Below are 24,851 nucleotides of genomic sequence, written 5' to 3' on the forward strand. Positions count from 1 at the left end.
GTTCAAGTTGTCTTTTTAGTTTTTGTTACAGCATACTTTTTGGACGAGTGCCCAAAATTCAAGCGACTTATCAGTCCATATTATCAAAATGCACAAAATATCCCAAAATATTATCATTTTGTATCATACAAAAACATTTTGTGCTAAAATTTGCCACAAATCGTCAAAATGATAGCTAAGTAATTATTAATGACTTCAATACACCCACAAATCATCACCCAAACCACAGACCCACAAGATATGCTGGGTGTGCTGTGGCTGTCGCATCGGTTTGACATACCTTTATGGACAAGACCTTATGTGATGAGTCAAATTGGCAAAAGCCGTCGCACGCTTACAGAGGGGCATTATACCCAAGAAATTTACCCTGCTCGCACCCGTTTGGGTGATGATGTGGCAGCTCATCTTACCTTTTATCTAAAAAATGAAATACCCAGCCTAGAATTTTTGACAAGACTGTTTGATAAGATGGATGGCAGACTAATCCAAGAATGGGTCAATGCCGAGCCAACAGGTCGCTACGCCAGAAGAGTGGCTTTTTTGTATGAATGGCTGATAGATGAACGTTTAGAGATACCATCTGACATTGGCGGTGGCTATGTCGATGTCTTAGATGGCGATAAAGTGGTGGTGGCAAATATCCCCATTAAAGACAGTCGCTGGCGAGTGAACAATAATATCGCAGGTACCAAGGACTTTGCTCCGATGGTGATAAAAACACCAATGTTATTATCCGCCACCGCCTTTGATATTAAGGAGCATTTGGCACAGCTTAGACAGGAGTTTGGCGAGGACTTATTGGTGCGTGCTTCGGTATGGATTACTTTGCGTGAAAGTCGTGCCAGCTTTACCATTGAGGGAGAGGGTGGTCAAGAAAGTCGCATTGAGCGATTTGCCAGAGTGATGGCAGAACAAATCGGACAAGGCGAAATTGTTTTGTCAGGTGAGAGGCTGGCTGCACTTCAACAGGAAATTATTGGCAAAAGCCTTAGTATTAAACATTTTGGGCTAAGACAGTCGCCTGTATTTGTGGGCGAGAGCAATTATCGCCACGCCAAAGAGATTGTGCATTATATCGCTCCACCCTGCCAAGAAGTGCCATCAAAGCTAGAAGGGCTTAACGCATTTTTTGAAAGTACAAAGGGGCAATCTGCCTTGATGAGAAGCGCGGTCATTGCCTTTGGTTTTGTCTATATACACCCCTTAGCAGACGGCAACGGACGCATTCATCGTTTTTTGATGAATGATGTATTAAGGCGAGATGGGCAGACTGATGACCCTGTGATTTTACCCATTTCCAAAGCCATCATTGACAGTCCTGCCACCAAGCGTGCCTATGATGCCATCTTGGACACCATCTCCAAGCCCTTAATGCAAAGTTTAGACGATAATTACCACTTTACCAGCCATCCAACCACTTATCCAGATGGCATCAAAAGTAATCTTGTGGTACAGACGGACAAAAACACACAAAGTCTGTGGCGGTATATGGACTTGACTGCCCACGTATTGTATTTATCAGAGCTTATAAGACAGGTCATTAGTGTAGATATGGCAGAAGAATCCGCTTATCTTAGAGCCTATGATAAGACACGCCAAGCGATTAAAGAAGTCATCGATATGAGCAACCAAGATGCCGACCGTATCATCAGAAGTATCATTGATAATAAAGGCATTAGAAGTAATAAATTGGTCAAAGAATACGAACTTTTGGGCGATGATGAGCTGTGGGAGCGGTTGGTCGGGGTGGTTAATGGAATGCTTGGTGTTTAAAAATAAAAACACCGCACCTGATGGTTTAGGTCAAAATGCAGTGTCTGTCAACAGTAAGAGTACAATGAGGTTTGGGCAATTGAAAAGGCTGGGCTTGCTTAAACTCATCTATGGAGTTGGGAGTGACCTTAAACTAAGTAAGGTATCCAAAATTACAATTCAATCCACTTATCAAAGTACTGATCGTATACTAACCGATATACTGATGATTGTCAATAGATTTTTGAAAATTTATTCATTTTACCAGTCGGTCTAGGCAGTAGGTAATGATGATTTGATGAGCTTTGCAAATCGTAGCAGATAGGCAGATAAAGACACCAAAAAGACAGGAGGTAATTCTCTACCAAATTTAATAAAAAGCAAAAGAAATTAGCAATAAATTTTGGTGTGTGATTGTTAATAAGATGGTTTAATGATATTAGAATATCTTTTAGATACTCTAAAATATCAGTATTATTATTTAAAACACTGACTGGTAGTAACTCAAAATTTACCGAAATGCCCTGCTTTGTCAGATTTGTGATTTCTTCTAAGGAAGAATTAAATAATAAGGCATTTTTTTAGAGCATTATTGATTTGAGATAATATCAAATTGATGCGATTGGAACTGATGATATTGTGATGGATGCTTTGCTCAAATATTAGGCGATATTTAAGCATATTTTCCACCAAAAAAATAAAAGGCATTGATGGCATCGGTGTATGCCATATACAGTTTCTTGGCTTTACTGTCTAGGTGTAATTGCCTGTTTTGCTTGTAAAATTTTTCAAAGATAGGTTGGCACGCTAACTCTTTATTTTCGTGCAGTACAATATGGGCAAAATTCTTATCATATTCAGCTTGAACTTGATGAATTTTGTCATAGGTATTTTTTGCATATTGTTTTGAGTCGGCAATCTTGTCTAAAAATAGTTTTGCTTGGTTGTATAATCCATAACACTTACAGATAAGCAGAGATTTTGGCAGTTTAACGTCTGCCATAAAATCATCTGGATTTATCCATTTTAAGCCGTCATCTGATTTATCGTTACTACAAAAAGGGCTGATAAAATGATAACCGACATCCATTAATTGATAAAATTCTATATCTGTCATATCTGATATTTGATTATAATCAATATTATCAGGATTATCAAAATACCCATAAATAATAAAAATGCGACAGCTTTATTGAATAGGAGATTCAGCAGTTTTATCGTGATTGATATTCTGATGGGGTAGGGATTGCTTGATGTGTTTTATTTTTTGTTCCAGCATTCCTAGCTTTTCTAAATCCAAATCAATACCATTACGAACATTATGCAAAAAAATAGAGTTTTTTTGGATCAATATTGCGTTTATCTAGTATTTTTGACGAAATAAATTTGTTTTGTGTACCCACCAAACCCCAAAATAACACTTCAAACCTTCTTCGATTGTATCAAGCTCTGACAAATGACTTCTAAGCCATCTTTTAATCGTTGCCCAAGTTTGCTCTATTGGGTTTAGCTTGGATGAGTAAGGTGGTAATGGTAAGATGATGTGTTTGTATGTTGTGTTATTGATAAGCTCTTGCAAGTGTTTCATTCTGTGAAATCTTGCATTGTCTAAGATGATGATACAAGGCTTGCCTGTTTGTTTGGTGTGATTGTTAAGACAAGGCAGTAGCATTTGTTCAAACCACGTTTCAAACAAAGCACTTGTCATTGTATTGTTGTAGATGAGTGGAGCAATCAAGTTTTTGGTTTTTTACAAGACAAATTGCCTGTTTCTTTAAGTTGTCGTCTCCAACGAAACACGGTGTGTCTTGATACACCAAAAGCTTCCATAACAAGGTCAATGTTCTTGCATTTGTCATAATAAGCCAAGGCTTTTTGTCTGATTTCTAGTGAATAAGCCATTTGAAGTAGTGATTAGTGAATGGTGATGGAGATGTGGGGATGATTGGTGTTGTTTCAAGGTTTGTTGGTTATAAAACATCAAGCCCTTGATTTCAAACAACAAAAAAGTCCAAATCGTATGATTTGGACTTTTTAAAATTTGGAGCGGGAAACGAGATTCGAACTCGCGACCCCAACCTTGGCAAGGTTGTGCTCTACCAACTGAGCTATTCCCGCGTGTCAGCATTCGCTGTATGGGTGCGTATTATACAAGGTTCTTGTCATACGTCAAGCATTTTTTTAGAAATTTTTTAAAAGACACCCAAATTAGTAACAACTGATAAACTCACGAAACACCCAACCGATGTATCGGTCGGTTTTGGCGTTAAACACCAATGCCCACGGACGTCCTTTGTCATCATAATCATACTCTGAGACATAGACGGTGGTGCCGTTTTTGACTTGTCCGACAACTTTACCATTGGGCGTGGCACGGGCGTTTAGTGGGGTGCCTGTTGGGTCGGTAACTTTGCAAGTTTGGGCAGATGCAGTGGCTGGCATGGCAAGTGCCATACTAAGCCCAATGGCAGTTAGAGTGGGGGCTAGTAGAGATTTGATTTTCATAACAATGCTCAAAAAATAACAACACTCAAAAAGACGTTTATCAATCTTGTGGGTGTATAACAAAACAGGGTATTTATTAGCATAACACAAATACCCTGTCATTAACAACTAATTTAGCAAATAAACAACCGATTAATTACCTGCCATAACTTCCGCCACACGGATAACCTGCGTGCTGTATCCCATTTCGTTGTCATACCACACATACAAGGTTGCACGGTTGTCGCTTGCGATGGTGGCTTTGGCATCAAAAATCGCCACTTTTTCAGAGCCGACAAAGTCAGTAGAAACTGCTTCTGGGCTGTCTGAGTAGTCAATTTGCTCTTGCCACTGCTCACTTTGTGATTTTTCTTTAATAAAGGCGTTTAGTTCATCAGCAGAACCGACTGCTTTTTCAAAGTTAAGGTTTAAAATCGCAAGAGAAACGTTTGGCGTTGGCACACGAATGGCGTTGCCTGTGAGTTTGCCTTTTAGCTCAGGAATGGCTTTGGAAACAGCAGACGCAGCTCCCGTTGAAGTCATTACCATGTTTAGTGGAGCGGCACGACCACGGCGGTCGGATTTGTGGTGGTTGTCCACAAGGTTCTGGTCATTGGTAAAGGCGTGGACGGTTTCCATATGTCCGTTTACGATGCCGTAAGTGTCGTGTAGCACTTTGAGCGTTGGCGTGATGGCGTTGGTGGTGCAAGACGCTGCCGATACGATGGTGTCGCCCCCGATGGTGTCATGGTTTACGCCATAGACCACGTTTTTGATGTCGCCTTTGGCAGGGGCGGTGAGTAGCACTTTTTTTACGCCTTTGCTTGCTAGATGTTTGCCAAGCCCTGCTTCGTCTTTCCACTTGCCTGTATTGTCAATCACGATGGCGTTATCGATGCCGTGAGCGGTGTAGTCAATCTCGCTGGGGTCAGATGCGTAGATGAATTTGATAAAGCGACCGTTCACGATGATACCGCTATTGGCGTTGTCAATCTCCACCGAGCCGTCAAACCAACCATGCACGCTATCACGCTCCAATAGTGAGCCACGCTTATCAAGGTCGCCGTCTCCTGCGGGGCGTACCACGATGGCTTTTAATTGCAAGCCCTTATCAGAAGCAGGACGGCTCATGAGTAGGCGTGCCAAAATACGCCCGATACGCCCAAAGCCATAGAGTACCACATCAGTGGCAGGCACTTCTGTACCGTTTGCAAAATCGCTGGCTTTTTTACCTGCTTTGACCGCTTGACCCAAATCAACGGTGGTGTTGGCTACTGTAATCTCTTTGGCAAGGGCAAGGGTGTCCGCCACATCAAGTCCTGCTTTGGCGTGCTTGGCTAGAATGTCCGATACCGACAACGCCACACGTTCACCAAAAAACAGAATGTTTACATTTTGGCTAGCAAGTTTGGCAAGAGCGACAAGCAGTTCAGTCGCTTGGGTTTCTTGGGTTTGGCGTTTGGTTAGGTGGTCTTGATAAATGCTCATGGTAATACCTTTTTATGAATGAATGGAATGGATAATATAACAAAACACCCAAATTTTAAAGGAATTTGGGTGTTTTGACAAGGATTATTTGTTTTAAAAATAGGGTTATTTTTATTATTTATTATCTAACCACACCAAAATTTGCTGATTCGCTTGCGGAAACCTTTCACCACTTTGCAGTAAAGCCGTTTTATCAAGCCACAACAAAGCTTGATTATCCAAGCCAAATTTTTTGTCTTTAAAATCAAGATACTGGCTATCAGTTAGAATGATTTCATACACATACAGTCCAACCACTTTATCGCCATAATCATGACAAATCTGTCCAAGCTCGTGCATGGTATTGGCAGAGATATCCAGTCCCAACTCTTCACTCACTTCACGGATTAGGGCGGTTTGGAGCGTCTCATTTGGCTCAATCTTACCGCCAACAAATTCCAATTTACCGCCTTGATGTTGATGAGCCTGACGAATTGCCAATAAAAACTCATCATGGTATCGTAATACCGCTACCGCCACAGGGGTGATTTTGGAGTCTTTTTCGCCTTTGGTAGTCATATTTATACCTTTTATCAGAAAAATGGTCAATTTTACCAAATTTTGCAATTTGTATTTGCAATCTTAGAAAAATTTGGTATGATATCTACAAATGATAATTTTTACTGTTTGTAAAAATTTAGTGTTTAGATAAAATTATCATTTTAAGCCAATAGTTATTATCAGCTAGACGGCTCGGAAAAATATCCGCAACCCGTCCAAACATAAGGAAACTTGTCATGACCATGACTATCGCTCGTTATTTTAGCAACCGTGAATCCACTCGCTTGCCCACCCTACATTCACAGAACCTGTTCGCTCTCACCAAGGAAGTGCGGATTGAACATCAGGGCGAAGAATATCGCTTACGTTTGACACGCAATAACCGCTTGATTTTAACAAAATAATTTATAAAAATCTTCATAAACTCCAAACCAAAAAGCACGCCCCTAATCTGTGGTGTGCTTTTTGGTTTTTGGCAAATGGATAAGGACAAATTTACCTATAATCCAACCTAAAACTTCCAACGATAAATCACATCAACCATGTTCTCAGCGGCAGATGTCGCCTGCACATAGACACGACGAGTCAGCTGATATCGCATGGACAGCTCGGTCTCAGCATTGAACACGCCCACGCCATAGCGGATATATAAGTCAGGCGTGATGTAGCCTGTGACATTAACATGCGTATCGCTTGAATTGCCCGATGCGTCCACCGTCAAGCTCTCAAAGCCTAATGCACTGCCGATTTGGTTGGTAAGTCCACGTGTGCCTGATAAGCCAAGACTCAGCCCTGCGGCCGCTAGGTTATTGGTGACCTGTGAGCGAAAACCTTGTTCAGAGATTTGACTGTCTGCCGATGGCGACAGTCGCCCTGTAATGATGGCGTTCATCGCTTGTTGTTCGGATAGCCCTGCGTTATTGAACACGCTAATATCTGGGGCATTTGCTGTACCTTTAATACGCACGCCCACTGTTTGTCCTTCAATTTCTTTTTCGGCTTCAATGGATAAGCGTGGGTTTAGCATGTCGCCATTAAAACGGATTTGGGCGTAGTTAAGCTCAAGATTTTGTCCAATGCCGTCAATCTTGGTGCGTTCAGACACCTGTATCACGCCCCGAGCTTGGGTTTTGCCCTGTCCGCTCTGGGTCAGGTGCAACGCCCCTGCCAGTGGCAATCTGGCACCAAAACCACGGAATGTCACATCATCACCCAAATCCAATCCGATATCGGCATTAATATCCCACGGAGCAGACACTGCCAGCACCTGTGCAACATTACCCGACAGACGACGGTCAAGCACCGACACATCAGGCGACTGAACCACGACATCACCCTGTGCTTCGGGTGGGCGAATGGTCGCTGATGGTATGACCACCACGCCTTTGATATCCACATAGCGAGATAAGGGCTTGACCACCACTTCAAGGACGGGACTAACCTGTGCCACGACCATGGGGGGCGAACTAACGGTCAAATCATCGGCAGAGATGTTTACCTTGGCTTGGAGTTCCTGTTGCCAATCCACCTGCCCTGTCAGTACGCCCTGCCCCTGCCCACCAAAAAAATCACCTACCAGTGTCGCTTGCGTGCCTGACACTTGGGCTGATAGGTTGATGTTTGTCAAATCCAAAGGGACATCCATGACCGCCAAATGCCCACCTGTCAGCTCAGCATTACCATAAAACAAGGGGCGAGACAGCGTACCGCCCACACCACCTTGGAGTGTAATATTGCCCGATAAGGTTTTTAGACTTGGCAAAAATGGACGCACCACCGCCAAATCAATGTCATTAATCACCACCGCTCCCGAGATGGGCTTGTCATCGGTGAATGGATTCATCAGCACATCAGCATAGCCCTCGCCTATTGTCCCTGCCACATCGGTGCGTAGTTTTAGCCCCGTGGGCGTACTTTGGGCGATGACCGAGATACGCTCATAGGGCATTTCCACATAGCCTGTATCATCGCCATACAGTCCCAGTCGCCCATTATCCGAATATAGCACGGCATTGATTTGGGGACTGGCATTGCCTTTTTTGTGGCTGATTTTGGCTTTGCCATTTAACTTAGAATGCCAAAAAATGTCACTGGGCATGGCAGGCGAGAGTACGGACGTATCAAGGTCTTGGACGACCAAATCCGCTTTGATTTCATTGGGGGTATAGACCAGCGTGTCTTGTAGGCACAAAGACCCTGTACCGCCTGCACGGGTTTTACTGGTCTGCCAACAGTGCGGAGCGATTTGTAAGCTCTTATCTAGCCCTATCTTAAACTCTGTCGGCTGTCTTTGTGACAACAGCCCAAAGCGAGTCTCCATCCGTCCCTCACCCAGTACGCCTTGATAAGTCTTGGTCTGGCTATTAAAACCACCCACCACTTTGGCACGTGCCTCCACCTGAGCATTTTTGGTCATCAGTGCCAGCTCGTGCTTATCCTGCGTACCTTTAAAATCAAGCCGTGCCGACTTTACCACTCGTCCCATGGCGATGATGTCTGAGACCTCAGCCAATAGCTGGCTGGGGGCGTTGCCTAGATTGACAATCTTACCCACCACGCTCGCCTTTTGGACGATGACATCCGCCGTACGCACGTCATTGGCATTTAAATCCACATAAATGGTCGGTAGCTCGGTGCGATTATCCACCAAAATCACACCGCCTTTTATCGCCCCCCGAGCACTCGGGATGAGCTGACTTAGGTCGGTAAGATTAAGTGCTGTGGTGAGATTTTGCTCATTGCCATGCATGCTTGCGACGTTATCGCCCATGCGAACTTGGACTTTATTGGCGTTTAACTTACGGATGATTTGGCGGGTTTGTTTGGTGTTTTGTTCTAACTGACGCTGAAAATCGGTAATGCTTTGTAAATCAAAACTGTCAGGACTGGTTTTTAGACTGCTGATATATCCACCCAAATCATCAGGCAAATCAAACTCCCCCGACAGCGACCCCGTGGCAGTCACATCCTGTCCTCGCATGACACCTGTCAGAGCCAAGCCATCAATGGCGATATGCTGAATGTCCCTACCCCATCGCCCTGTCGTGGTAAAGCCCCCTGTCAGCTCGCTGTCCATGTCACGCACAAAGCGACCGATGTTCAAGGCATTCATTTTTGCCGTCAAGTCCCACGCCATCTGTCCGACATCCACCGTCCCTGACGCTGACAGCTCGCCTGCCTCCCCTGTATGCTCCAAGCGATGTACCACAAAGCGGTTATCCTCTCCGCTGACATCCACTGCAAGCTGACCATCTGGCATGTCATCATGGGCGACTTGACCGTCAAATTTGGCAGTGAGTTTGCCCAGCTTGCCATCTTGATAACTGCCTGTGCTACTCATGTCGCCTGTGATGACAGCAAGCAAGCTCGTATTATCCGCCACGGCAGACATATCTATCTCATCAAGGCGAGCCTTGATGTCCCAACCAATGCCTTGGGCGAGTGTCAGCACCCCCGACCCTGACAGCCTGCCCTTGGACGTACGATAATCTAGGGTGCTGATGTTCATCTTATCTAGGTCGCCATGAACCCCAAGCAAAATATCGCCCGTGCCAATCTTAGGCAGTAGGCTCTGACCGAATTTACCTTTAAAGTCAGCGGTAAAATGACTAACGTCCGAACCTGCTATTTGCACCAACGCCTTGCCCTCGCCTGACAGGGTCATGGTACTGTCATCGGCAAGGGTCGCTGTCAAGTCCGAGCGAATGATGTTAATCTCATGCGACTGTCTTGTATGATTTGGCTCTTTTGGCGAGCTTGTGGTATTCGCCCTTGCCTTGGTATTTTGCCTATCTTCACGCATTCGTCCTGTGGCTAGGATGGTGCCTTTGATGAGTGAAAATGGGGTCTTATCAGGGGTGTCAAAATACGCATTAGGCATAAAGCCATCGGTCGCCAAATCAAACTGCCAAGCCAACGGCGTGCTGGTCGTGGCAAGGTCAATCCGCCCCACCCCCGTCAAGTCCCCAAGCTCGCCTTGATAATGAAAGTCGGTCAGATGAATCCGCTCGCCCTTTTCGATATTGGCACGAATGTCATAATCCCCCACAGGGGCAACCGATAACGCCTTGATGTTCGCCTTGCCCTCGATGTAGGTTCGCCCCTCTTCTAGACGAATGCTTGCCGTGCCGTGTGGACTATTGATGTTATCGATGTTTGGCACGCCTGCCCGCACCAAGTTTTGCCAATCGGCATGAATCCGCCACGGAGCGTTAGGACTGTCTTGGCTTTGGGCGAGCGTCGCCTGTACTCGCTCGCCATCTTTTTGGGCTAGGTCAAATGCCAAGCGAGTCTCATTGGTCGCCTTGTCCAGATAAAAATATTGAAAACCTAAAGCCCCATCTAGCACCGTCGGCAGATACGCCTGATAATCGGTGTATTCAACAGGCATGAACTCACGCACTCGCACACCATCGCCACGCACCGTCACATCCATCATGAACTCATCTGACCACGCCATGTTGCCATCGGCATGGAGCTGTCCGCTTGGGGTGTCTGCCGTTAATGTCTCGATGTCCATGCCACCATCACGCACCACGCCCCGACCATAATACCGACCGGCTGGTATGTCTCTGCCTGTCAAGTCGGCATTCATGCGTAACTCAATGCGTTCAACCACGCCATCAGCGGTAATTATCCCATCTTTTATCGTGATGTTCTGCTCTTCGGCATAGGGCAGAACGGCATGATTGATGTACAGTTTGGCACTAAATGGCGAGCCGTCATCTAGCCCTTGGGCGACGAACTCGCCATGAACATCGTGTTTGTTATATTTACTGGTAACCTTGCCGTGCGTGCGTTTGAGCGTGCCTTTGGCGGTGGCGTGTAGCATGTCAAAATACGCTTTATCCAAAGCGGACACCTTAACATCCGCCGTGGCAGAGAGCGGATAGTCGCCTGTCAGAAGAATCTCGCCATTGACATTACTCACGCTCACGTCATGGTTAAAATCAAGGCTCCCGCCTTTGATATGCACATCCGTCCCTGCCCATTTGCCATCTACCAAGGCGATGTCATACAGATAAATGGCGTCTTTATAACCGCCTGTGCTGTCTTTTTGGGTGTAGCTGACCGTGCTTGCGGTCGTGTTTTGTAGGCGTAGGCTGACAGGCAAATCAATGGTCGCATAGTCAAACGGCTCGCCTGTGGGCGGTTTGTGATTGATGATGTCAAGCTTATCAATGCTTGCTTCTGCCAAATGTACTTGACGGGCAAAGACCGCTCGCCAGCCCAATTTGACATAGGCTTGATTGACCTTTATCTCCATGTCTTCGCCTTGGGCGATGATGACATCATTCACCCACACGCCCCCACGCAAACTGCCTTTGCCATAGGACAGCTTGGTGCCAGTCTCGGTTGCGATTTTTTCTAAAACAAATTTGGTGCCGGTCTCGGTGCTAATGGCATAAAACAGCAATGCAAAAATCAGCACCAGCACGATAATGATGGCGACAAACAGCCGAATGAGATACACCTGCCATTTGGGTTTTGGCGGTGTGTGTGATGGGTCTGTGCCTGACTGATGGGACAAATCCGCCCCTGCCTTATCATCAGGCGTGGCATTTTTAGGGTCGGTGGGCTTGTGGTCAGTCATGGCAAACAGCGGTCGTTAGGCAATAAAAAATTATCATAAAAAATGGTGCATTAAACCATAATTTGAGCAATTTTTCAATGTCAAATCAATGTAAAATCAATCATCATGACAAATAAGAATATATGCCAAATTTGAACATAAGATAAAAAATTACTCACTTAAAAATCAATGCTTTACAGCTTTATATAGGGCAAATTGCAATTTTCCCTTACAAATCCATCCAAAGACATCATCCACTCACAATTTTGAACGGGCTTATGATTTATATTCTCTTAAAAAGGTGCCCCGATAAAAAAGTGCAATTTCACCGATTTGTCTTTTTCGCCCACGCCTGTTGCTACGTCCAGTCGCACTTGCCCCACAGGGGACGCATAACGCACGCCCACACCTGCCCCGACTTTGGTGTCATTTTTAAAGTCCTTATCATAAGCATTACCCACATCGGCAAATACGCCCAGTCGCAAGCCTTCTAAGATTTCGTAGTTATACTCGCCACTTGCCACGGCTAGGGCTTGACCGCCCGTCAGATAGCCTTTATCAGACAAAGGTGACAGGCTTTCATAGTTATAGCCACGAATGCTTTGGTCGCCCCCTGCAAAAAAGCGGAGTTTGTACGGCACGGCATTAAAATCATCCGCCCACAGATAGCCTAGGTTGAGACTGCCGATGAGTTGGTGCTGACGGTCTGTGCCGTAGCTGTTATCACCAAAGCTATACACACCGCTAAGCCCTGCTCGCAGTATCGCCATGTCGGTATCGGCGAGCAGTCCTTCTTTGCCCAGCTCTAACGAATAGTACTGACGATAGCCCCGCATGGGATTTGCCAGATTGTCCGCCACCATCTTATTCATGGCATAGCCCAGTAGCAGGGCTTCTTGGGTGGGCTTGCCACCTTCAAACTGCACCGGCAAATCCTGCCACGTCTCTCTTGGAGCGTTGGTTTCAAGCTCATCTAGGCGATATCGTAGCGAATAGGTGCGATTCCAGCCATTTTCCTTGATGATATTACGGCTTAGCCCCGTCTCCAAAGTCTTACTTGATAAGTCAAAATGCCCCACACCTTGGTCGATTTTCTCTTCATCATAACCCAGTGACGCTTTGACTTTATCGTTTAAAGGATGACTCATGGGACGGGTGATGTACATCTCCACGCCCTTTTTGTTTTGTGAGACTCGCACGTCCGCCCCTGCTTGCATGCCATCTCGGTTTAAGAGATTATGCTCAATCTTGGTAATGAGTCTTGCCCCACTATCCGACCCCCAACCCACACCGATTTGGGCATCTCGGGGTTTGTCTGACATCACAAAGATATATAGTGGCACTTTTTTGTCTTCATAGACATCCTGCCCACCTTTTCGCCCTGCCAATACAGGCGACTCTACGCCTTCGGGTAGCTCTGGCAGGACATCGCTGGATTCATCGGGCAGTATCATCTTAGCCACGCTACTGACCGCATCCGAGATACGCCCTAGGATACTGCGTGACTGCTTACTGCTGTCGGTGACAAGTAGGCGGTCGTCAGGGGCGTTATAGAGTTGCTCGGCTTTTTGTTTGACCAACGCCAGTTTGTCGCTGATAATCTCACTTGTGGTAAAGTCAATCGGGTCAATGGTTGCCGTCACGCCATCGCCCAAATCCACCGTCTGACTGCCATCATCCGTCTCGGCTCGGGCAGTGGTATTTTCAAAATCAATTCCCACCTCTGGGGTCTGACTGGGCAGGACTATCTCGGTATTGACCGCATTAAAATAACCCGTGGCAAGTAAGTTATTGCTTAGATTGCGTGTGGCGGTGCGATTATAGGCATCACCCATCTCAAAGGTGACCAGCTTGCGTAGCACTTCGGGCTTGACAGGTAGTTTGTCAGGGTCGGTCGTCAGCTGACCTGTGTCCTTATCCACGGTAAAGAACACCACATCATCAAAGCGGTATTGCTCGCCTGTGTCATAGACCAAGTTCACGTCCGCCACATTGTCAGGCAGTATCACATCCACTGAATTGCTAAGCCATCTGCCATCAAAATAACCATGCTCGCCACTGACTTCATCGATGACCGCCTTATTGGCTTCATAGTTGCCATGATGAAAGACATCGCCTTGTTTGAGTGGAGCGTTGTCTTGGGCTTGGACATAAGCAGGGTCATCCGCCCCCAAGCCACGCACATCCAGCACCGCATTATCCACGACGACAGGCTCGCCCAAATCATGCATGACCAGATTTATCTCGCCTGCCCCTGCCCGCTCTATGCTAAAACTCAAATCATAATAGCCCACCGCTTGACCTGCGGTAATGACCGTCTGCCTAAGGCGTGCCACGGACGCCCCAAAGTCTGCCACACTCTCAGCACTAATCTCTTCTAAGGCGGTCACGATGTTGGCAAATGGCTCGGATTTTAGGGTTTTACGGGCGACTTTGTCGGCATTGTCGGTTGCTTTGGCGTTGTTCATGCGTCTTGCCATCATCTTGGCTCGCAGGGCTTCAAAATCATCCAAGCTCTCCACCGCCGTATCCCAACCCACACGCTCGCCCCCGTGATAGACATTCACTTTTAGGCGAGTGACCGCTTCTACGCCATCATTGAACAGGCGACTGTATAGGCGTTTGACCAGATTTGGCGGTTTAATCTCATCGACGATGGCATCAGGGCGTGGGGGCGGTGTGTTCGCTTCGTATTCGTACTCGGGCAAATAAGCGGTCGGGTCAAGCTCGCCCTCCGTCTCATCCTGCCCTGCGGTCACACTCTCATAAGTGGGCAGTTTGGTAATGGCACTCTCGTCTAGCCCGATGGGCGTCTTATCCGTGCCCAGCGTGGCAATGTCGCCATCTTCAATCTTAGCAAAACCATCTTCATGGCGGGTGTCGGCATGACTGACATCTGCCGTCTCATAAAAGCGGTTGTCCGCACTGGCATCTTGTAATTTTCTCTCAATCTCTGCCGTGGTCAGCATTTGACTGGCGGACATGTCCCCAAAAAACACATCGTCAGGCAGACCATCTGCCAACATCTCTGTACCGCTTGGCTTGCCATCATCCATCACGCCATTATCTGTCTTGCTTGGCTCGCTGTTATTGGTCTCGCCCGCCCCCACAGACATGGACGCATCAAGGCTGACCGTGGGCGGTGGTGCTGACAGTTGGCTCGCTGTCGCAGGCAATACCCCAACCCCCATCAAGGCATGCAAGCACAAGAGCAAGCGTGTTTTTTTGTGTACATATACAACTTTTTTCATGATAAATTTTAAAAATTTTAAAAATATCTGCTATTATAAGCAACTAAATTATCATTATCAACACACAAAACATCATGGCATCCCAATTCTCCCTATTTAGAACCCGTCGTTTTAGCTCGATGTTTGCCACTCAGTTTTTGGGGGCATTTAATGACAACGTGTTCAAGCAGGCACTCATCTTGGTGCTTACCTACACCGCCGCCGCCAAAATAGGGGTTGCGGTCAGCTTGCTTAACAACCTTGCCGCCTTACTATTTATCTTGCCTTACTTTTTGTTTTCGGCATTGGCAGGGCAAATCGCCGATAAATACGAAAAATCACAACTCACCCAAAAACTCAAACTATTAGAAATCATCATCATGGCTTTGGCGGCGGTCGGATTTGTCTTTGAGCTATACCCTCTGCTGTTTGTGGCGTTATTTTTAATGGGTACGCATTCTACCTTTTTTGGTCCTGTCAAATATGCCTACCTGCCCGAAGTCATGCACAAAGATGAGCTGGTCGGGGCAAATGGACTGTTCCAAACTGGCACCAGTCTTGCCATCTTGACAGGCATGATGTTGGCGGGGGTCTTAACTCAGTTCAACAACTCGCTGGTATGGATATCGGGCATAACCCTACTCATCGCCATCTTGGGCTTTATCGCATCTCGCTTTATCCCTGTCGTCCCACCCCACGAGCCGAATTTAAACGTAGATTATAATATTTTTCGCACCAGTTTTAATATCATCAAATATTTGTATGGTTTACCGTTATTGTTTTTTATCATTTTGGGCAATAGCTGGTTTTGGTTTTATGGGGCGACTTTTTTAACCCAAACCCCTGAATTTAGCAAAGTGATTTTGCATGGTAATGAATCTGTGGTAATTTTATTATTAACCTTATTTTCTGTTGGTACTGCCATCGGCTCATTATTATGCAAAACACTCACCAAAAACCAAATCAGCCTAAAACTTTTGCCCATCGGCATCATCGGGCTTAGCGTGTTTGCCGTGGATTTATATCTATCACTAAGCAGTATTCATATTAATGCCCCTACCCATGGCACTTATACCATCAGCGAGCTGTTAAATATGAATGGCACAACTCGGGTATTTGCCGATTTGTTTTTATTGGGGTTGTCAGGCGGTATTTATATCGTGCCATTATATACTTTTATGCAGGCTTATGCTCCCATCAGCCATCGCTCACGCATTGTTGGGGCGAATAATATCTTTAATGCGATATTTATGGTTGGCTCTGCCATTTTCTCTATTATCATTTTAACGGTATTAACATTATCCATCCCCCAATTATTTTTAATCACGGGTGTGATTAATGCTGTTTTTGGCATATTTTTATACATCAAATTGACCCGTTATAAAGACAGCATGGCAATGGCAGAAGATGGTGGCATGATTTAATTATTTTAAAAACACAAAAGCCATGTTATTTATTAACATGGCTTTTTATATGGTTTACCCATTCTTAAATTTATATAAATGATTGGTTTATCAAGGGCGAATGTGATTCGCCCCTACAACCTAATTGATTTAAAACGTTAAATGTTAGAAACAGTAGGCGTAGGTTGGGTTGAGCGAAGCGAAAACCCAACATTTATTCAAAAAAATTTTAAAAATAAAAAAACATTCAATAAAAAAATATTAAATGTTTAAAAAAATTTGTTGGTTTTTGGCATTGGGACAATGGAATGGTGGGGGATTTTTTATTTATTTTTGGGTGGTTGGGTTTTGTTTTTGATTTTGTTGGGTTTTCGCAGGCTCAACCCAACCTACGGGCTGCCATATAATCAGCCGTAAGGTACATACCACGCACCTTTAAATAAAACAGGCATTGTTCAATCAAAGATATATTTTAAAATTTGGACGTGTCGGGCAATTTATTCGCCCAAAAATCAATGCCTTACATAGGGCAAATGTGATTTGCCCCTACAAATTTACCCAAAGGTGTGGTTATAGTCAATCAACCCCAATTTGCACCAATGCTAAATTTTAAAAAATTCGTTGGCTGTATGGTAAGGTGCGTCCCACGCACCTTTTCAGTAGAAAATCTTATTGGTGCGTCATACGCACCTTACCCATTATCCATTTGATTTCTTAAAAAAAGTCTATATAATATCTATACAAAATCATGACATTAATAGGTAATAAACCATGGCACAGCAAAGCACCGTGTTTCAAATCCGCATGAACCCCCAAGAAAAACAAGAAATGTTTGCCCTATTTGGGGCAATGGGTATCAAACCCTCCCAAGCGTTTAGAATGTTTGTCAATGAAGTCAAAAGAACAGGGCAAATGCCGTTTGCACCTACCTTACCCAACAAAGAAACAGCCGAATTTTTGTTGTTATCAGATGAGCAAAAAGGTTATGAAAAAGTTGGCAAAGCCAGTGATTTGTTGTTGGATTTAGATGACTGATATATGCGTGAGATTATCAGAACCAGTCAATTCAAACGCCAATTAAAACTTGCCAAAAAGCGTGGCAAAGATTTGCAAAAATTGGTTGATATTGTAGAAAAACTCCAACGAGATGAAGTTTTGCCCGAACATCATAAAGACCATAATTTAATTGGAAATTTTGCAGAGTTTAGGGAATGCCACATAGAACCCGATTGGCTGTTAATTTACAAAAAGCAAACACTCATACAGGATAACGGCGAGCCAGTAGAAGTGTTAAAATTGGAATTGACAGGCACGCATTCGGATTTGTTTTGAATTTACCATTTCCAGTCAAAAGGTGCGTGATACGCACCTTACTGCCAATGGGTGTATTTTGAAGTTAAGTGATGATATATTGGTGCGTGATACGCACCTTACCCATTGTGATTTGGGGTATTTGTTTTGTTTTTTATTTTGTTGGGTTTTCGCTTCGCTCAACCCAACCTACGAGCTGTTAAATATGAATGGCACAACTCGGGTATTTGCCGATTTGTTTTTATTGGGGTTGTCAGGCGGTATTTATATCGTGCCATTATATACTTTTATGCAGGCTTATGCTCCCATCAGCCATCGCTCACGCATTGTTGGGGCGAATAATATCTTTAATGCGATATTTATGGTTGGCTCTGCCATTTTCTCTATTATCATTTTAACGGTATTAACATTATCCATCCCCCAATTATTTTTAATCACGGGTGTGATTAATGCTGTTTTTGGCATATTTTTATACATCAAATTGACCCGTTATAAAGACAGCATGGCAATGGCAGAAGATGGTGGCATGATTTAATTATTTTAAAAACACAAAAGCCATGTTATTTATTAACATGGCTTTTTATATGGTTTACCCATTCTTAAATTTATATAAATGATTGGTTTATCAAGGGCGAATGTGATTCGCCCCTACAACCTAATTGATTTAAAACGTTAAATGTTAGAAACAGTAGGCGTAGGTTGGGTTGAGCGAAGCGAAAACCCAACATTTATTCAAAAAAAATTTGGTATTGTTAAATAAAGATAGATTTTAAGGTTTTCCGTTCGGACTGAGCTTGTCGAAGTCTAGGAAAACCGTTATGGTTCGACAAGCTCACCACGAACGGCTTTCTAGAAAAGTATACTCAATTAACAATACCAAAAATTTTAAAAATAAAAAAACATTCAATAAAAAAATATTAAATGTTTAAAAAAATTTGTTGGTTTTTGGCATTGGGACAATGGAATGGTGGGGGATTTTTTATTTATTTTTGGGTGGTTGGGTTTTGTTTTTGATTTTGTTGGGTTTTCGCAGGCTCAACCCAACCTACGGGCTTGAAAAGGCAAAGCCAATTTTTCATGAATACACGGTTCCGCAGAAATTCAGACAAACTTTTATTGCTCTTTTTTGAGAAGCAGGTTATGACAAAATCAATGCGGGAACGATAACGGATTATAGTGTTCTTAATACGAATAAAATTTGAAAAATTTTTACAAAAAATAGTTTCATTCATTTTCCGAAAAATTGTGGCGAAAATCAAGTTGCAAAAGGCGTGAACAAGAATGGAGAAATCATCTGCGGTGCAAGACTTTCTAATATTCTGGTGAATGTCCGTGTAACCGACGGAACAGGAATTATTGAAAATACAAAAACCAAAGAAAAGAAAAATCTTCAAAAAAATGACACCTTCACCGTAACGGATAAGGTCATGCTTAGCACGACGGATAAATCTCTGGAAATTGCATTTGCCGATGATTCTATCATTCGTCTGGAAACGGATACCAAGATTTCACTTTCTGGAATCAAAGATCACGACGGAATCCGCACACTTGCCGAAGCGAGTTATGACCGTGGGCTACTCTGGGGGCGTGTTGTCTCGCCTGATGGGCCGTCATTGCGACATGGTGAAATCATCGCCTGAGTGCGTGGAACGAGTATTGCGATGACTTCTGATAGTATCTATGCTTTGCAATCGCAAAATAATGATAGTGCCGTAACGATTCAAAAATCTGGAAATAATACGCTCAATATGTGAGAATGTTCACAGATTTCTATCGCAAATCCTGATAAAGCTAATGCCATCAATAATGGTGGCGAGCGTTGTATGGGGGCGAAAATCTCATACGCAGGAAGAGACGATATTGTCCGTGAAAATACCAAAAAAGACATTGCCTATCTCAATACGCTCATCGCTGAGAATAAAGCAAATAATCATATAGAAAAAGAAAGAAATATCGCCTGACCGCAAAAAATAGAAAAAAATCGTGATTTCTGTCAAGAATGAAATAAAATTGAATTCTGGCCAAATGTACTGGATGCGAGTCAAATGTGTCAGGAGGGAGAGGTATATGCCTTCATTATAAATCAAGTCTGAGAAAATCCGGTTTTATATTATTTAAATAAAAATAATGAAATTGTCATTGAACCAGGAAAAAAACATACATGAAGCTTTTTTCAATTTGAAGCTGACGAATTTTTTAAAAATAATTTTGAAAATTCTTTTGCAAAACATTATGCAAATCACAAAGATTATTTAGAAATATCCAATACAAATAATTTACCGACGATTATATTTTGAAAAAATCGTTATTACATCCTTAATTGAAAATACGAGCCTGACTCTCTTTGAAATAGGAACGAACCACTAACTATTAATATTCGGGTAAATGAGTTTAATTTAATAAAATTTAAAAAATAATATACCAATTGGTATATTATTTTTTAAATTCCTAATGGATCAACTGAGGGTAATCGCATTATGTGTTGTGCCTTAATTGATGGATTGCTTTTGTTTTGTAAAAACAAGGTAATTGAATAAACTGAATTTTCACCTTCATATGGATTGTAAGATAACTTAATTGTTTTTTCTTTAAGATTGATAATTCTAAGATTGTCTGGAATTTCTACTCATGCAAGTAGATTCAAATCATATCCAGTTATTTCTATATCATCTGGTAAATATTTTTTCAAATCTATATGTATTTGCTTGTATGCATTTCCATCATGTAGATTCGTTGGCAGTTTTGATATTATATTATTGAACTCGTCTGGTGTCATGATTGGTGTTACTGGTGCGGTTTTAATACTTACTTTTGCTTCATTTGGATTAATAGCAGGTGTGAATTCTCCTGTATTTCCATTTTTCGCTTCGGCAGTTGTTGTGATGGTATAGTCGCCATCAATCAGTCCTGAGAAAACACCATTTTTACTTACAATAGTGGTTCCAGTTGCTGTTGTGAGCGTGTATTGAATATTTTCTAGCCCGTCTGAATCAAAGATCCCATGATGTGTCACGCGAATCGTGTCTCCTTCCACTACTACTTTTGGTGTTGTAAATGCTGTAATTGTATCAAGGATTTCTTGTTGTTCGCTTGAAGATGTTTCTGTTTTTATGTTGGTGACTACTGTTCCGAGTCTATCCACCTCTTTGACACTGTGGGGGCTGGCGGTGCTGATGACTTGACGGACATGGGCGTTCATACGTGCCGATGAGTCCGTGCCACGCTTGCCACGCAGTGATGAGCCACCACCGAAATGATAGGTTAGCCCTATGCCACCGCCGTTATCGCTCTTGCCGTCTTGACGATGATGAAACAGATGAGCATTCACAGAGACAGGCGTGCCTATGATGCTGTGCTGTATGCCTGTCTCATAGCGTGAGTCGGTGTCGGCATATACATACGCCATAGAGCGGTCGTTGTCATAGTAATGCTGATAGCGGACGTTGGCGTGTGTGTCGCTGTCCATGCCGAACTCATAACGAAGCCCTGTGCGAATCTCGCCATGTTGCCCCACATCAAAAGTCGCTCCCACGTTCGCATAGCCACGTACATCACCGTCAAAGGTGCGTGTGGTTGTTGTGGTTGTGTGCGTTGTGGTGATGGTTTTGATGTTGCCTGCGGTCGTCTCTGACGTGTGAGTCTGATGAGTGGTGCTACTGCCTAAGTGTTTATCATCGCCACGATGAACGATGACGTTAGCGTCTATGTTTGCACGCTCGGACAGATACGCCCCACCGACTGACGCACCGTAGGCGGATAGGTCGGTATTGTGATGATTTTCGTTGGCATAGGACGCTGTGCCATAGACATAGCCGTGTGCGAGCGATTTGCCCACACCGATAATGGCGTGTGTGTCGTCTGTGGTTCTGTCGGCGGATATGCCATAGGTTACGGTGCCATGTGGTACGAGCAGTTGGGCGGATATGCCTGTTTTGTCGCCGTGATTGACCACCCCAAACTGCACAGATGAGTTTGGCTCACTAAATGGATAACGCACCGACTCACTGGCATGGACAGATAGCCCCACCATAGATAACGGCACAACAATCATCAAGCGATGAATGGTTCAAGATAGCACAGTATGTCTAAAAATCATAGTATTAAGAGAATTGCTTTATGCCTGACACCTGCTAGGACAGAGCCTTTATCGTCGCCAAGATGAAGATGATGTGCTAATGGAATTAAGTGTTACGGTCTTGTTTGTTCAATCTACGCTTGTATGACGGAGTTCCACGTCCGAATTTCGTCATAGTCGCCCAAACACCCTTAACCCCATGAAATATGCTATCCACCGCTTCGGCTTGTCTGCTCTCCCCGTCTTAGCTCATTAGTAACAAACTAACTGCTAAAACGGACAAAAGGGTATCATGCGTGAGTCAGGTTTATGCAATTTTCCCCATAAAAAGTGAAAATTTGTTGTATGTTAGCGAATGTTTTGTATGTTGTCAAGGGGGTGTTGGGGATTTTTTTGTAAATAAGGGTGGGGGTTTTATGTTAATTTGGCATTGCCTAATAAGGCGTATGGCAAATTAACGCCAATTCTGCATTTTATGGTGGTTTGAGTAAAAAATCTTATCGGTGCGTAATACGCACCTTACTATCAATTACACCCAAGAAACTTTAAAATTACTACAAATACAATGATGTGTGGACGTAGGGGCGTGCCGAGCACGCCTTGTATAGTAATATCATCAAAGGGTGTGCAGAGCCAACCCCTACAAACCCGTGGCAAATATCAAGTTGGTTGGGTGTACTTCACTCTCGACTTAAAATGGTAACTTATTGATTGTCTGATAATTACTTTTTAGATTGTAGGGGCAAATTGCAATTTGCCCTTGATAAGTCAATCACTTGTGTAAAGCTGAGAATGGGGCATCAATTGGCATATTTTAAAGGCAAATCACATTCGCCCCATGATACGGTGTTGATTTTTATTAAAATTAAAAATTTTTTCAATAAATCAATCACTGATATAAAGTTAAAAATGGGGCTGTTTTTATTGAATTTGGGCTAAATCTATGTAACAATAAATGGAGCGGATGACGGGAATCGAACCCGCACCAAGGAGGGAAATCCTATGTCAGGCACTGAAAACCTGCGTGCTACCTTTACACTACATCCGCATGGCATTATCCTATCACATCGCCCACATCATATCAAGGACATCCATGAAAACCAACAGCAAACGCCGACTAAAACGACTGATAGAACGGGTCAATACCGTCATCATGGCATGGGGCAGTGAGACCCGCCCAAAACGCCATAAATTTGGCGAGACCACCGCCCTACCGCCTTTGTATCAAGTCATGGCATATCAAGGCGAAGCGATACTTCTGCAACGCTTTTTTGGTGTGTTGCGTGAACGTCTGGGCATGGATATGGAGCATAGGGCGTATTTGGCATTTTATGAACAGGCAGTAGAGCATGGCGGATTTTTGTTGGACTTCATCAGTCGCACCGAGTGGCTTACGATTGTAAGTGGCGATACATCACTACCCAACATCACCAAGCACCAAGCCAAACAGCTCTACTGTATTCTGCTGGCAGCCATCTCAGAACGCTCGCCTGCGATGATAAGTGTGGCGTGTGATGAGCTATTTATACATCTGTACAAACAGCAATTCCCAAGCCAAACGACCACCGAACGGCACACCACCACCGACCAACTTCGCCACAAACTCACCAACAAACTGCGTAAAATCACGCACACCCCCTGCCAAATCAAAGAGTCCTTTCATCAAGATGATGATAAAGTGGTGTTTTGCCTAATGTATCGCAAGGACGACCGAAGCCGTTATGAACCGCTCATCAGCCTAGAACGCCCACGCCTAAAAACCGCTCGCCTATCGGCTTATCAAACTCTGCTAGATGATGATAATCTAGCGGACAAACTCAATCCTGTGTATGAGCTTGCGTCTAAGAAAAAGCGGATTATCACGTTTAAGGATGTAGAGTGATGTCAATGTTGAAAGTATAGAGCAAAAGAGCTTCCCAACAACTCCCATCACACGCCCCCACTCATCATCACCGCCATGTCAATGGCACGCCTTAGACTACTGCTGCTCGCCTGCCCCGTCCCTGCCAAGTCCAATGCCGTACCGTGGTCAACGGACGTTCGCACATAGGGCAAGCCTAGCGTGATATTGACCGTATCGCCAAAGCCGTGCGATTTTAGGGGGGCAAGTCCTTGGTCGTGATACATGGCAATCACCGCATCCGCCACCGCCAGATGTCGCTCGGTAAATAAGGTATCGGCAGGCATGGCAAGACTGATATCCATGCCGTTTTTGCGAAAATCGTGCAAAACAGGGTTAATGACCGTCAGCTCTTCATCGCCCAGATGCCCATCTTCGCCTGCGTGGGGGTTTAGTCCGCATACTAGGATTTTGGGGCGGGTTATGCCAAATTTATGCACCATTTCATCGTGAGTGATTTGCACCGTTTGGCGAATCTCTTGGGGTGTGATGGCACCAGATACGTCTTTTAGGGGGATATGCGTGGTTACTAGGGCAACTTTCATCTTGGCATTGGCGAGCATCATCACGACCTTGTCCACGCCTGCCTTGTGCATAAAATACTCGGTATGACCGCTAAATTTATCGCCATTATCTAGGCATGCCCCACCGTCTATCATCACGGATTTTTGCAAGGGAGCGGTGATGATGGCACGAATTTGGCGAGTGATGGCAAGCGTGTGGGCGATGTCAAGTTGAGCCTTGACCATACGGGCGTTATCAGCATTTAGCACGCCTGCGACCACAGGGGCAAAACAAGGCACATGGAGCAGATAGATAGGGCGTGGGGCAGATGGGTCAATCTCACCGATGTCATCTATCACTGCCATGTCCGCCAGTATGTCCGTTTGTGCCTTGCCTTGCTTTTGTAGCTGTGCCACTCGCTCGGCAAAGGCGTGTTTGTCCGCACAGATGATAAGGGGCGTGGGTAAGGTGTGGGCGTGATGGGTCAGCGTATCAATGACGATGTCCATGCCAATGCCAGCAGGTTCGCCTGTGGTGATAAGTAGGGGTTTGGGGGGTGTGGTCTGCATATTGATGTCATCTGTGGATAAAT

At 44.3% G+C, this 24,851-nt stretch carries 20 protein-coding genes and 1 tRNA gene; 10 read left to right on the forward strand and 11 right to left on the reverse strand.

The features are described from left to right. Positions 1 to 189 precede the first annotated feature (189 nt). A complete protein-coding gene (locus DX073_RS01680; RefSeq protein WP_115004943.1) occupies positions 190 to 1,773 on the forward strand; it encodes a Fic family protein in 1,584 nt (527 codons plus the stop codon). A 652-nt stretch (positions 1,774 to 2,425) separates the two neighbouring features. On the opposite strand, the gene DX073_RS01690 is transcribed toward DX073_RS01680, so the two are convergent. From DX073_RS01690 to DX073_RS01720, 7 genes are all read right to left on the reverse strand, one after another. Next, the gene (locus DX073_RS01690) at positions 2,426 to 2,869 is read right to left on the reverse strand and encodes a hypothetical protein (protein ID WP_147279667.1); all 444 of its coding nucleotides are present in this window, start codon (positions 2,867 to 2,869) and stop codon (positions 2,426 to 2,428) included. A gap of 246 nt (positions 2,870 to 3,115) precedes the next feature. Then, on the reverse strand, positions 3,116 to 3,490 hold the full coding sequence (locus DX073_RS14450; RefSeq protein ID WP_115004949.1) for a transposase: 375 nt from the start codon (positions 3,488 to 3,490) through the stop codon (positions 3,116 to 3,118). Then, entirely contained in the window at positions 3,487 to 3,654 is a 168-nt protein-coding gene (locus tag DX073_RS14885) for an IS630 transposase-related protein (RefSeq protein ID WP_115004951.1), read from the reverse strand. Before DX073_RS14885 ends, DX073_RS14450 begins: the two co-directional genes overlap by 4 nt. A gap of 140 nt (positions 3,655 to 3,794) precedes the next feature. After that, a tRNA-Gly gene (locus DX073_RS01705) sits at positions 3,795 to 3,870 on the reverse strand. A gap of 90 nt (positions 3,871 to 3,960) precedes the next feature. Beyond that, positions 3,961 to 4,257, reverse strand: coding sequence for an SH3 domain-containing protein (locus tag DX073_RS01710; protein WP_115004953.1), 297 nt, complete (start codon positions 4,255 to 4,257; stop codon positions 3,961 to 3,963). 132 nt (positions 4,258 to 4,389) lie between these two features. Further along, entirely contained in the window at positions 4,390 to 5,724 is a 1,335-nt protein-coding gene (locus DX073_RS01715; RefSeq protein ID WP_115004955.1) for a glyceraldehyde-3-phosphate dehydrogenase, read from the reverse strand. Between the two features lie 114 nt (positions 5,725 to 5,838). Further along, positions 5,839 to 6,282 (reverse strand): NUDIX domain-containing protein, encoded by a 444-nt coding sequence (locus DX073_RS01720; protein ID WP_115004957.1) that lies wholly within the window; start codon positions 6,280 to 6,282, stop codon positions 5,839 to 5,841. 224 nt (positions 6,283 to 6,506) lie between these two features. Here DX073_RS01720 and hemP point away from each other — a divergent pair, with 224 nt between their 5' ends. Continuing rightward, positions 6,507 to 6,668, forward strand: a complete 162-nt coding sequence (gene hemP, locus DX073_RS01725) for a hemin uptake protein HemP (RefSeq protein WP_227514671.1) — start codon at positions 6,507 to 6,509, stop codon at positions 6,666 to 6,668. A gap of 107 nt (positions 6,669 to 6,775) precedes the next feature. Here hemP and DX073_RS01730 read toward each other — a convergent pair whose 3' ends face one another. Next, a complete protein-coding gene (locus tag DX073_RS01730; RefSeq protein WP_115004959.1) occupies positions 6,776 to 11,857 on the reverse strand; it encodes a translocation/assembly module TamB domain-containing protein in 5,082 nt (1,693 codons plus the stop codon). Positions 11,858 to 12,129: 272 nt separating this feature from the next. Continuing rightward, the gene (locus tag DX073_RS01735) at positions 12,130 to 15,087 is read right to left on the reverse strand and encodes an autotransporter assembly complex protein TamA (protein WP_258556849.1); all 2,958 of its coding nucleotides are present in this window, start codon (positions 15,085 to 15,087) and stop codon (positions 12,130 to 12,132) included. A gap of 74 nt (positions 15,088 to 15,161) precedes the next feature. Between DX073_RS01735 and DX073_RS01740 the strand changes: the two genes are divergently transcribed. The 6 genes from DX073_RS01740 to DX073_RS14200 all read left to right on the forward strand — a co-directional run bounded on the left by DX073_RS01740 (position 15,162) and on the right by DX073_RS14200 (position 19,741). Next, the gene (locus DX073_RS01740) at positions 15,162 to 16,490 is read left to right on the forward strand and encodes an MFS transporter (protein ID WP_115004961.1); all 1,329 of its coding nucleotides are present in this window, start codon (positions 15,162 to 15,164) and stop codon (positions 16,488 to 16,490) included. Between the two features lie 750 nt (positions 16,491 to 17,240). Further along, the gene (locus DX073_RS01745) at positions 17,241 to 17,504 is read left to right on the forward strand and encodes a type II toxin-antitoxin system RelB/DinJ family antitoxin (RefSeq protein ID WP_115004963.1); all 264 of its coding nucleotides are present in this window, start codon (positions 17,241 to 17,243) and stop codon (positions 17,502 to 17,504) included. A 3-nt stretch (positions 17,505 to 17,507) separates the two neighbouring features. Further along, positions 17,508 to 17,801: a type II toxin-antitoxin system YafQ family toxin gene (locus DX073_RS01750; RefSeq protein ID WP_115004965.1), complete on the forward strand. Its 294-nt coding sequence runs from the start codon at positions 17,508 to 17,510 to the stop codon at positions 17,799 to 17,801. A 22-nt stretch (positions 17,802 to 17,823) separates the two neighbouring features. After that, on the forward strand, positions 17,824 to 18,315 hold the full coding sequence (locus DX073_RS14985) for a hypothetical protein (RefSeq protein WP_404932906.1): 492 nt from the start codon (positions 17,824 to 17,826) through the stop codon (positions 18,313 to 18,315). Between the two features lie 736 nt (positions 18,316 to 19,051). Further along, positions 19,052 to 19,420 (forward strand): hypothetical protein, encoded by a 369-nt coding sequence (locus DX073_RS01760; RefSeq protein WP_115004966.1) that lies wholly within the window; start codon positions 19,052 to 19,054, stop codon positions 19,418 to 19,420. A gap of 183 nt (positions 19,421 to 19,603) precedes the next feature. Next, the gene (locus tag DX073_RS14200; RefSeq protein WP_181814346.1) at positions 19,604 to 19,741 is read left to right on the forward strand and encodes a hypothetical protein; all 138 of its coding nucleotides are present in this window, start codon (positions 19,604 to 19,606) and stop codon (positions 19,739 to 19,741) included. Between the two features lie 665 nt (positions 19,742 to 20,406). On the opposite strand, the gene DX073_RS01765 is transcribed toward DX073_RS14200, so the two are convergent. After that, the gene (locus tag DX073_RS01765; RefSeq protein ID WP_115004968.1) at positions 20,407 to 21,831 is read right to left on the reverse strand and encodes a hypothetical protein; all 1,425 of its coding nucleotides are present in this window, start codon (positions 21,829 to 21,831) and stop codon (positions 20,407 to 20,409) included. Positions 21,832 to 22,857: 1,026 nt separating this feature from the next. Here DX073_RS01765 and DX073_RS14205 point away from each other — a divergent pair. Further along, positions 22,858 to 23,025, forward strand: a complete 168-nt coding sequence (locus DX073_RS14205; protein WP_181814347.1) for a hypothetical protein — start codon at positions 22,858 to 22,860, stop codon at positions 23,023 to 23,025. Next, complete coding sequence (locus DX073_RS01775) at positions 22,949 to 23,737, forward strand: hypothetical protein (RefSeq protein WP_115004970.1); 789 nt, start codon at positions 22,949 to 22,951, stop codon at positions 23,735 to 23,737. The genes DX073_RS14205 and DX073_RS01775 overlap by 77 nt, the downstream gene beginning before the upstream one ends. 47 nt (positions 23,738 to 23,784) lie before the next feature. On the opposite strand, the gene pdxA is transcribed toward DX073_RS01775, so the two are convergent. Next, positions 23,785 to 24,828 (reverse strand): 4-hydroxythreonine-4-phosphate dehydrogenase PdxA, encoded by a 1,044-nt coding sequence (gene pdxA / locus DX073_RS01780; protein ID WP_115004972.1) that lies wholly within the window; start codon positions 24,826 to 24,828, stop codon positions 23,785 to 23,787. Positions 24,829 to 24,851: the final 23 nt, after the last annotated feature.

Origin of the sequence: Moraxella lacunata, assembly GCF_900453205.1 — a bacterium.
Classification (GTDB): domain Bacteria; phylum Pseudomonadota; class Gammaproteobacteria; order Pseudomonadales; family Moraxellaceae; genus Moraxella; species Moraxella lacunata_B.

What these genes read in the sequence shown, in the direction of transcription:
- DX073_RS01765 (WP_115004968.1), bottom strand. Translation starts at nt 21,831, where the DNA reads ATGATTGTTGTGCCGTTATCTATGGTGGGGCTATCTGTCCATGCCAGT.
- DX073_RS01730 (WP_115004959.1), bottom strand. Translation starts at nt 11,857, where the DNA reads ATGACTGACCACAAGCCCACCGACCCTAAAAATGCCACGCCTGATGAT.
- pdxA (WP_115004972.1), bottom strand. Translation starts at nt 24,828, where the DNA reads ATGCAGACCACACCCCCCAAACCCCTACTTATCACCACAGGCGAACCT.
- DX073_RS14205 (WP_181814347.1), top strand. Translation starts at nt 22,858, where the DNA reads ATGTCAGGCACTGAAAACCTGCGTGCTACCTTTACACTACATCCGCAT.
- DX073_RS01735 (WP_258556849.1), bottom strand. Translation starts at nt 15,087, where the DNA reads ATGAAAAAAGTTGTATATGTACACAAAAAAACACGCTTGCTCTTGTGC.
- DX073_RS01775 (WP_115004970.1), top strand. Translation starts at nt 22,949, where the DNA reads ATGAAAACCAACAGCAAACGCCGACTAAAACGACTGATAGAACGGGTC.
- hemP (WP_227514671.1), top strand. Translation starts at nt 6,507, where the DNA reads ATGACTATCGCTCGTTATTTTAGCAACCGTGAATCCACTCGCTTGCCC.
- DX073_RS01745 (WP_115004963.1), top strand. Translation starts at nt 17,241, where the DNA reads ATGGCACAGCAAAGCACCGTGTTTCAAATCCGCATGAACCCCCAAGAA.
- DX073_RS01720 (WP_115004957.1), bottom strand. Translation starts at nt 6,282, where the DNA reads ATGACTACCAAAGGCGAAAAAGACTCCAAAATCACCCCTGTGGCGGTA.
- DX073_RS14885 (WP_115004951.1), bottom strand. Translation starts at nt 3,654, where the DNA reads ATGGCTTATTCACTAGAAATCAGACAAAAAGCCTTGGCTTATTATGAC.
- DX073_RS01690 (WP_147279667.1), bottom strand. Translation starts at nt 2,869, where the DNA reads ATGACAGATATAGAATTTTATCAATTAATGGATGTCGGTTATCATTTT.
- DX073_RS01680 (WP_115004943.1), top strand. Translation starts at nt 190, where the DNA reads ATGACTTCAATACACCCACAAATCATCACCCAAACCACAGACCCACAA.
- DX073_RS01710 (WP_115004953.1), bottom strand. Translation starts at nt 4,257, where the DNA reads ATGAAAATCAAATCTCTACTAGCCCCCACTCTAACTGCCATTGGGCTT.
- DX073_RS01740 (WP_115004961.1), top strand. Translation starts at nt 15,162, where the DNA reads ATGGCATCCCAATTCTCCCTATTTAGAACCCGTCGTTTTAGCTCGATG.
- DX073_RS01750 (WP_115004965.1), top strand. Translation starts at nt 17,508, where the DNA reads ATGCGTGAGATTATCAGAACCAGTCAATTCAAACGCCAATTAAAACTT.
- DX073_RS14200 (WP_181814346.1), top strand. Translation starts at nt 19,604, where the DNA reads ATGGGGGCGAAAATCTCATACGCAGGAAGAGACGATATTGTCCGTGAA.
- DX073_RS01715 (WP_115004955.1), bottom strand. Translation starts at nt 5,724, where the DNA reads ATGAGCATTTATCAAGACCACCTAACCAAACGCCAAACCCAAGAAACC.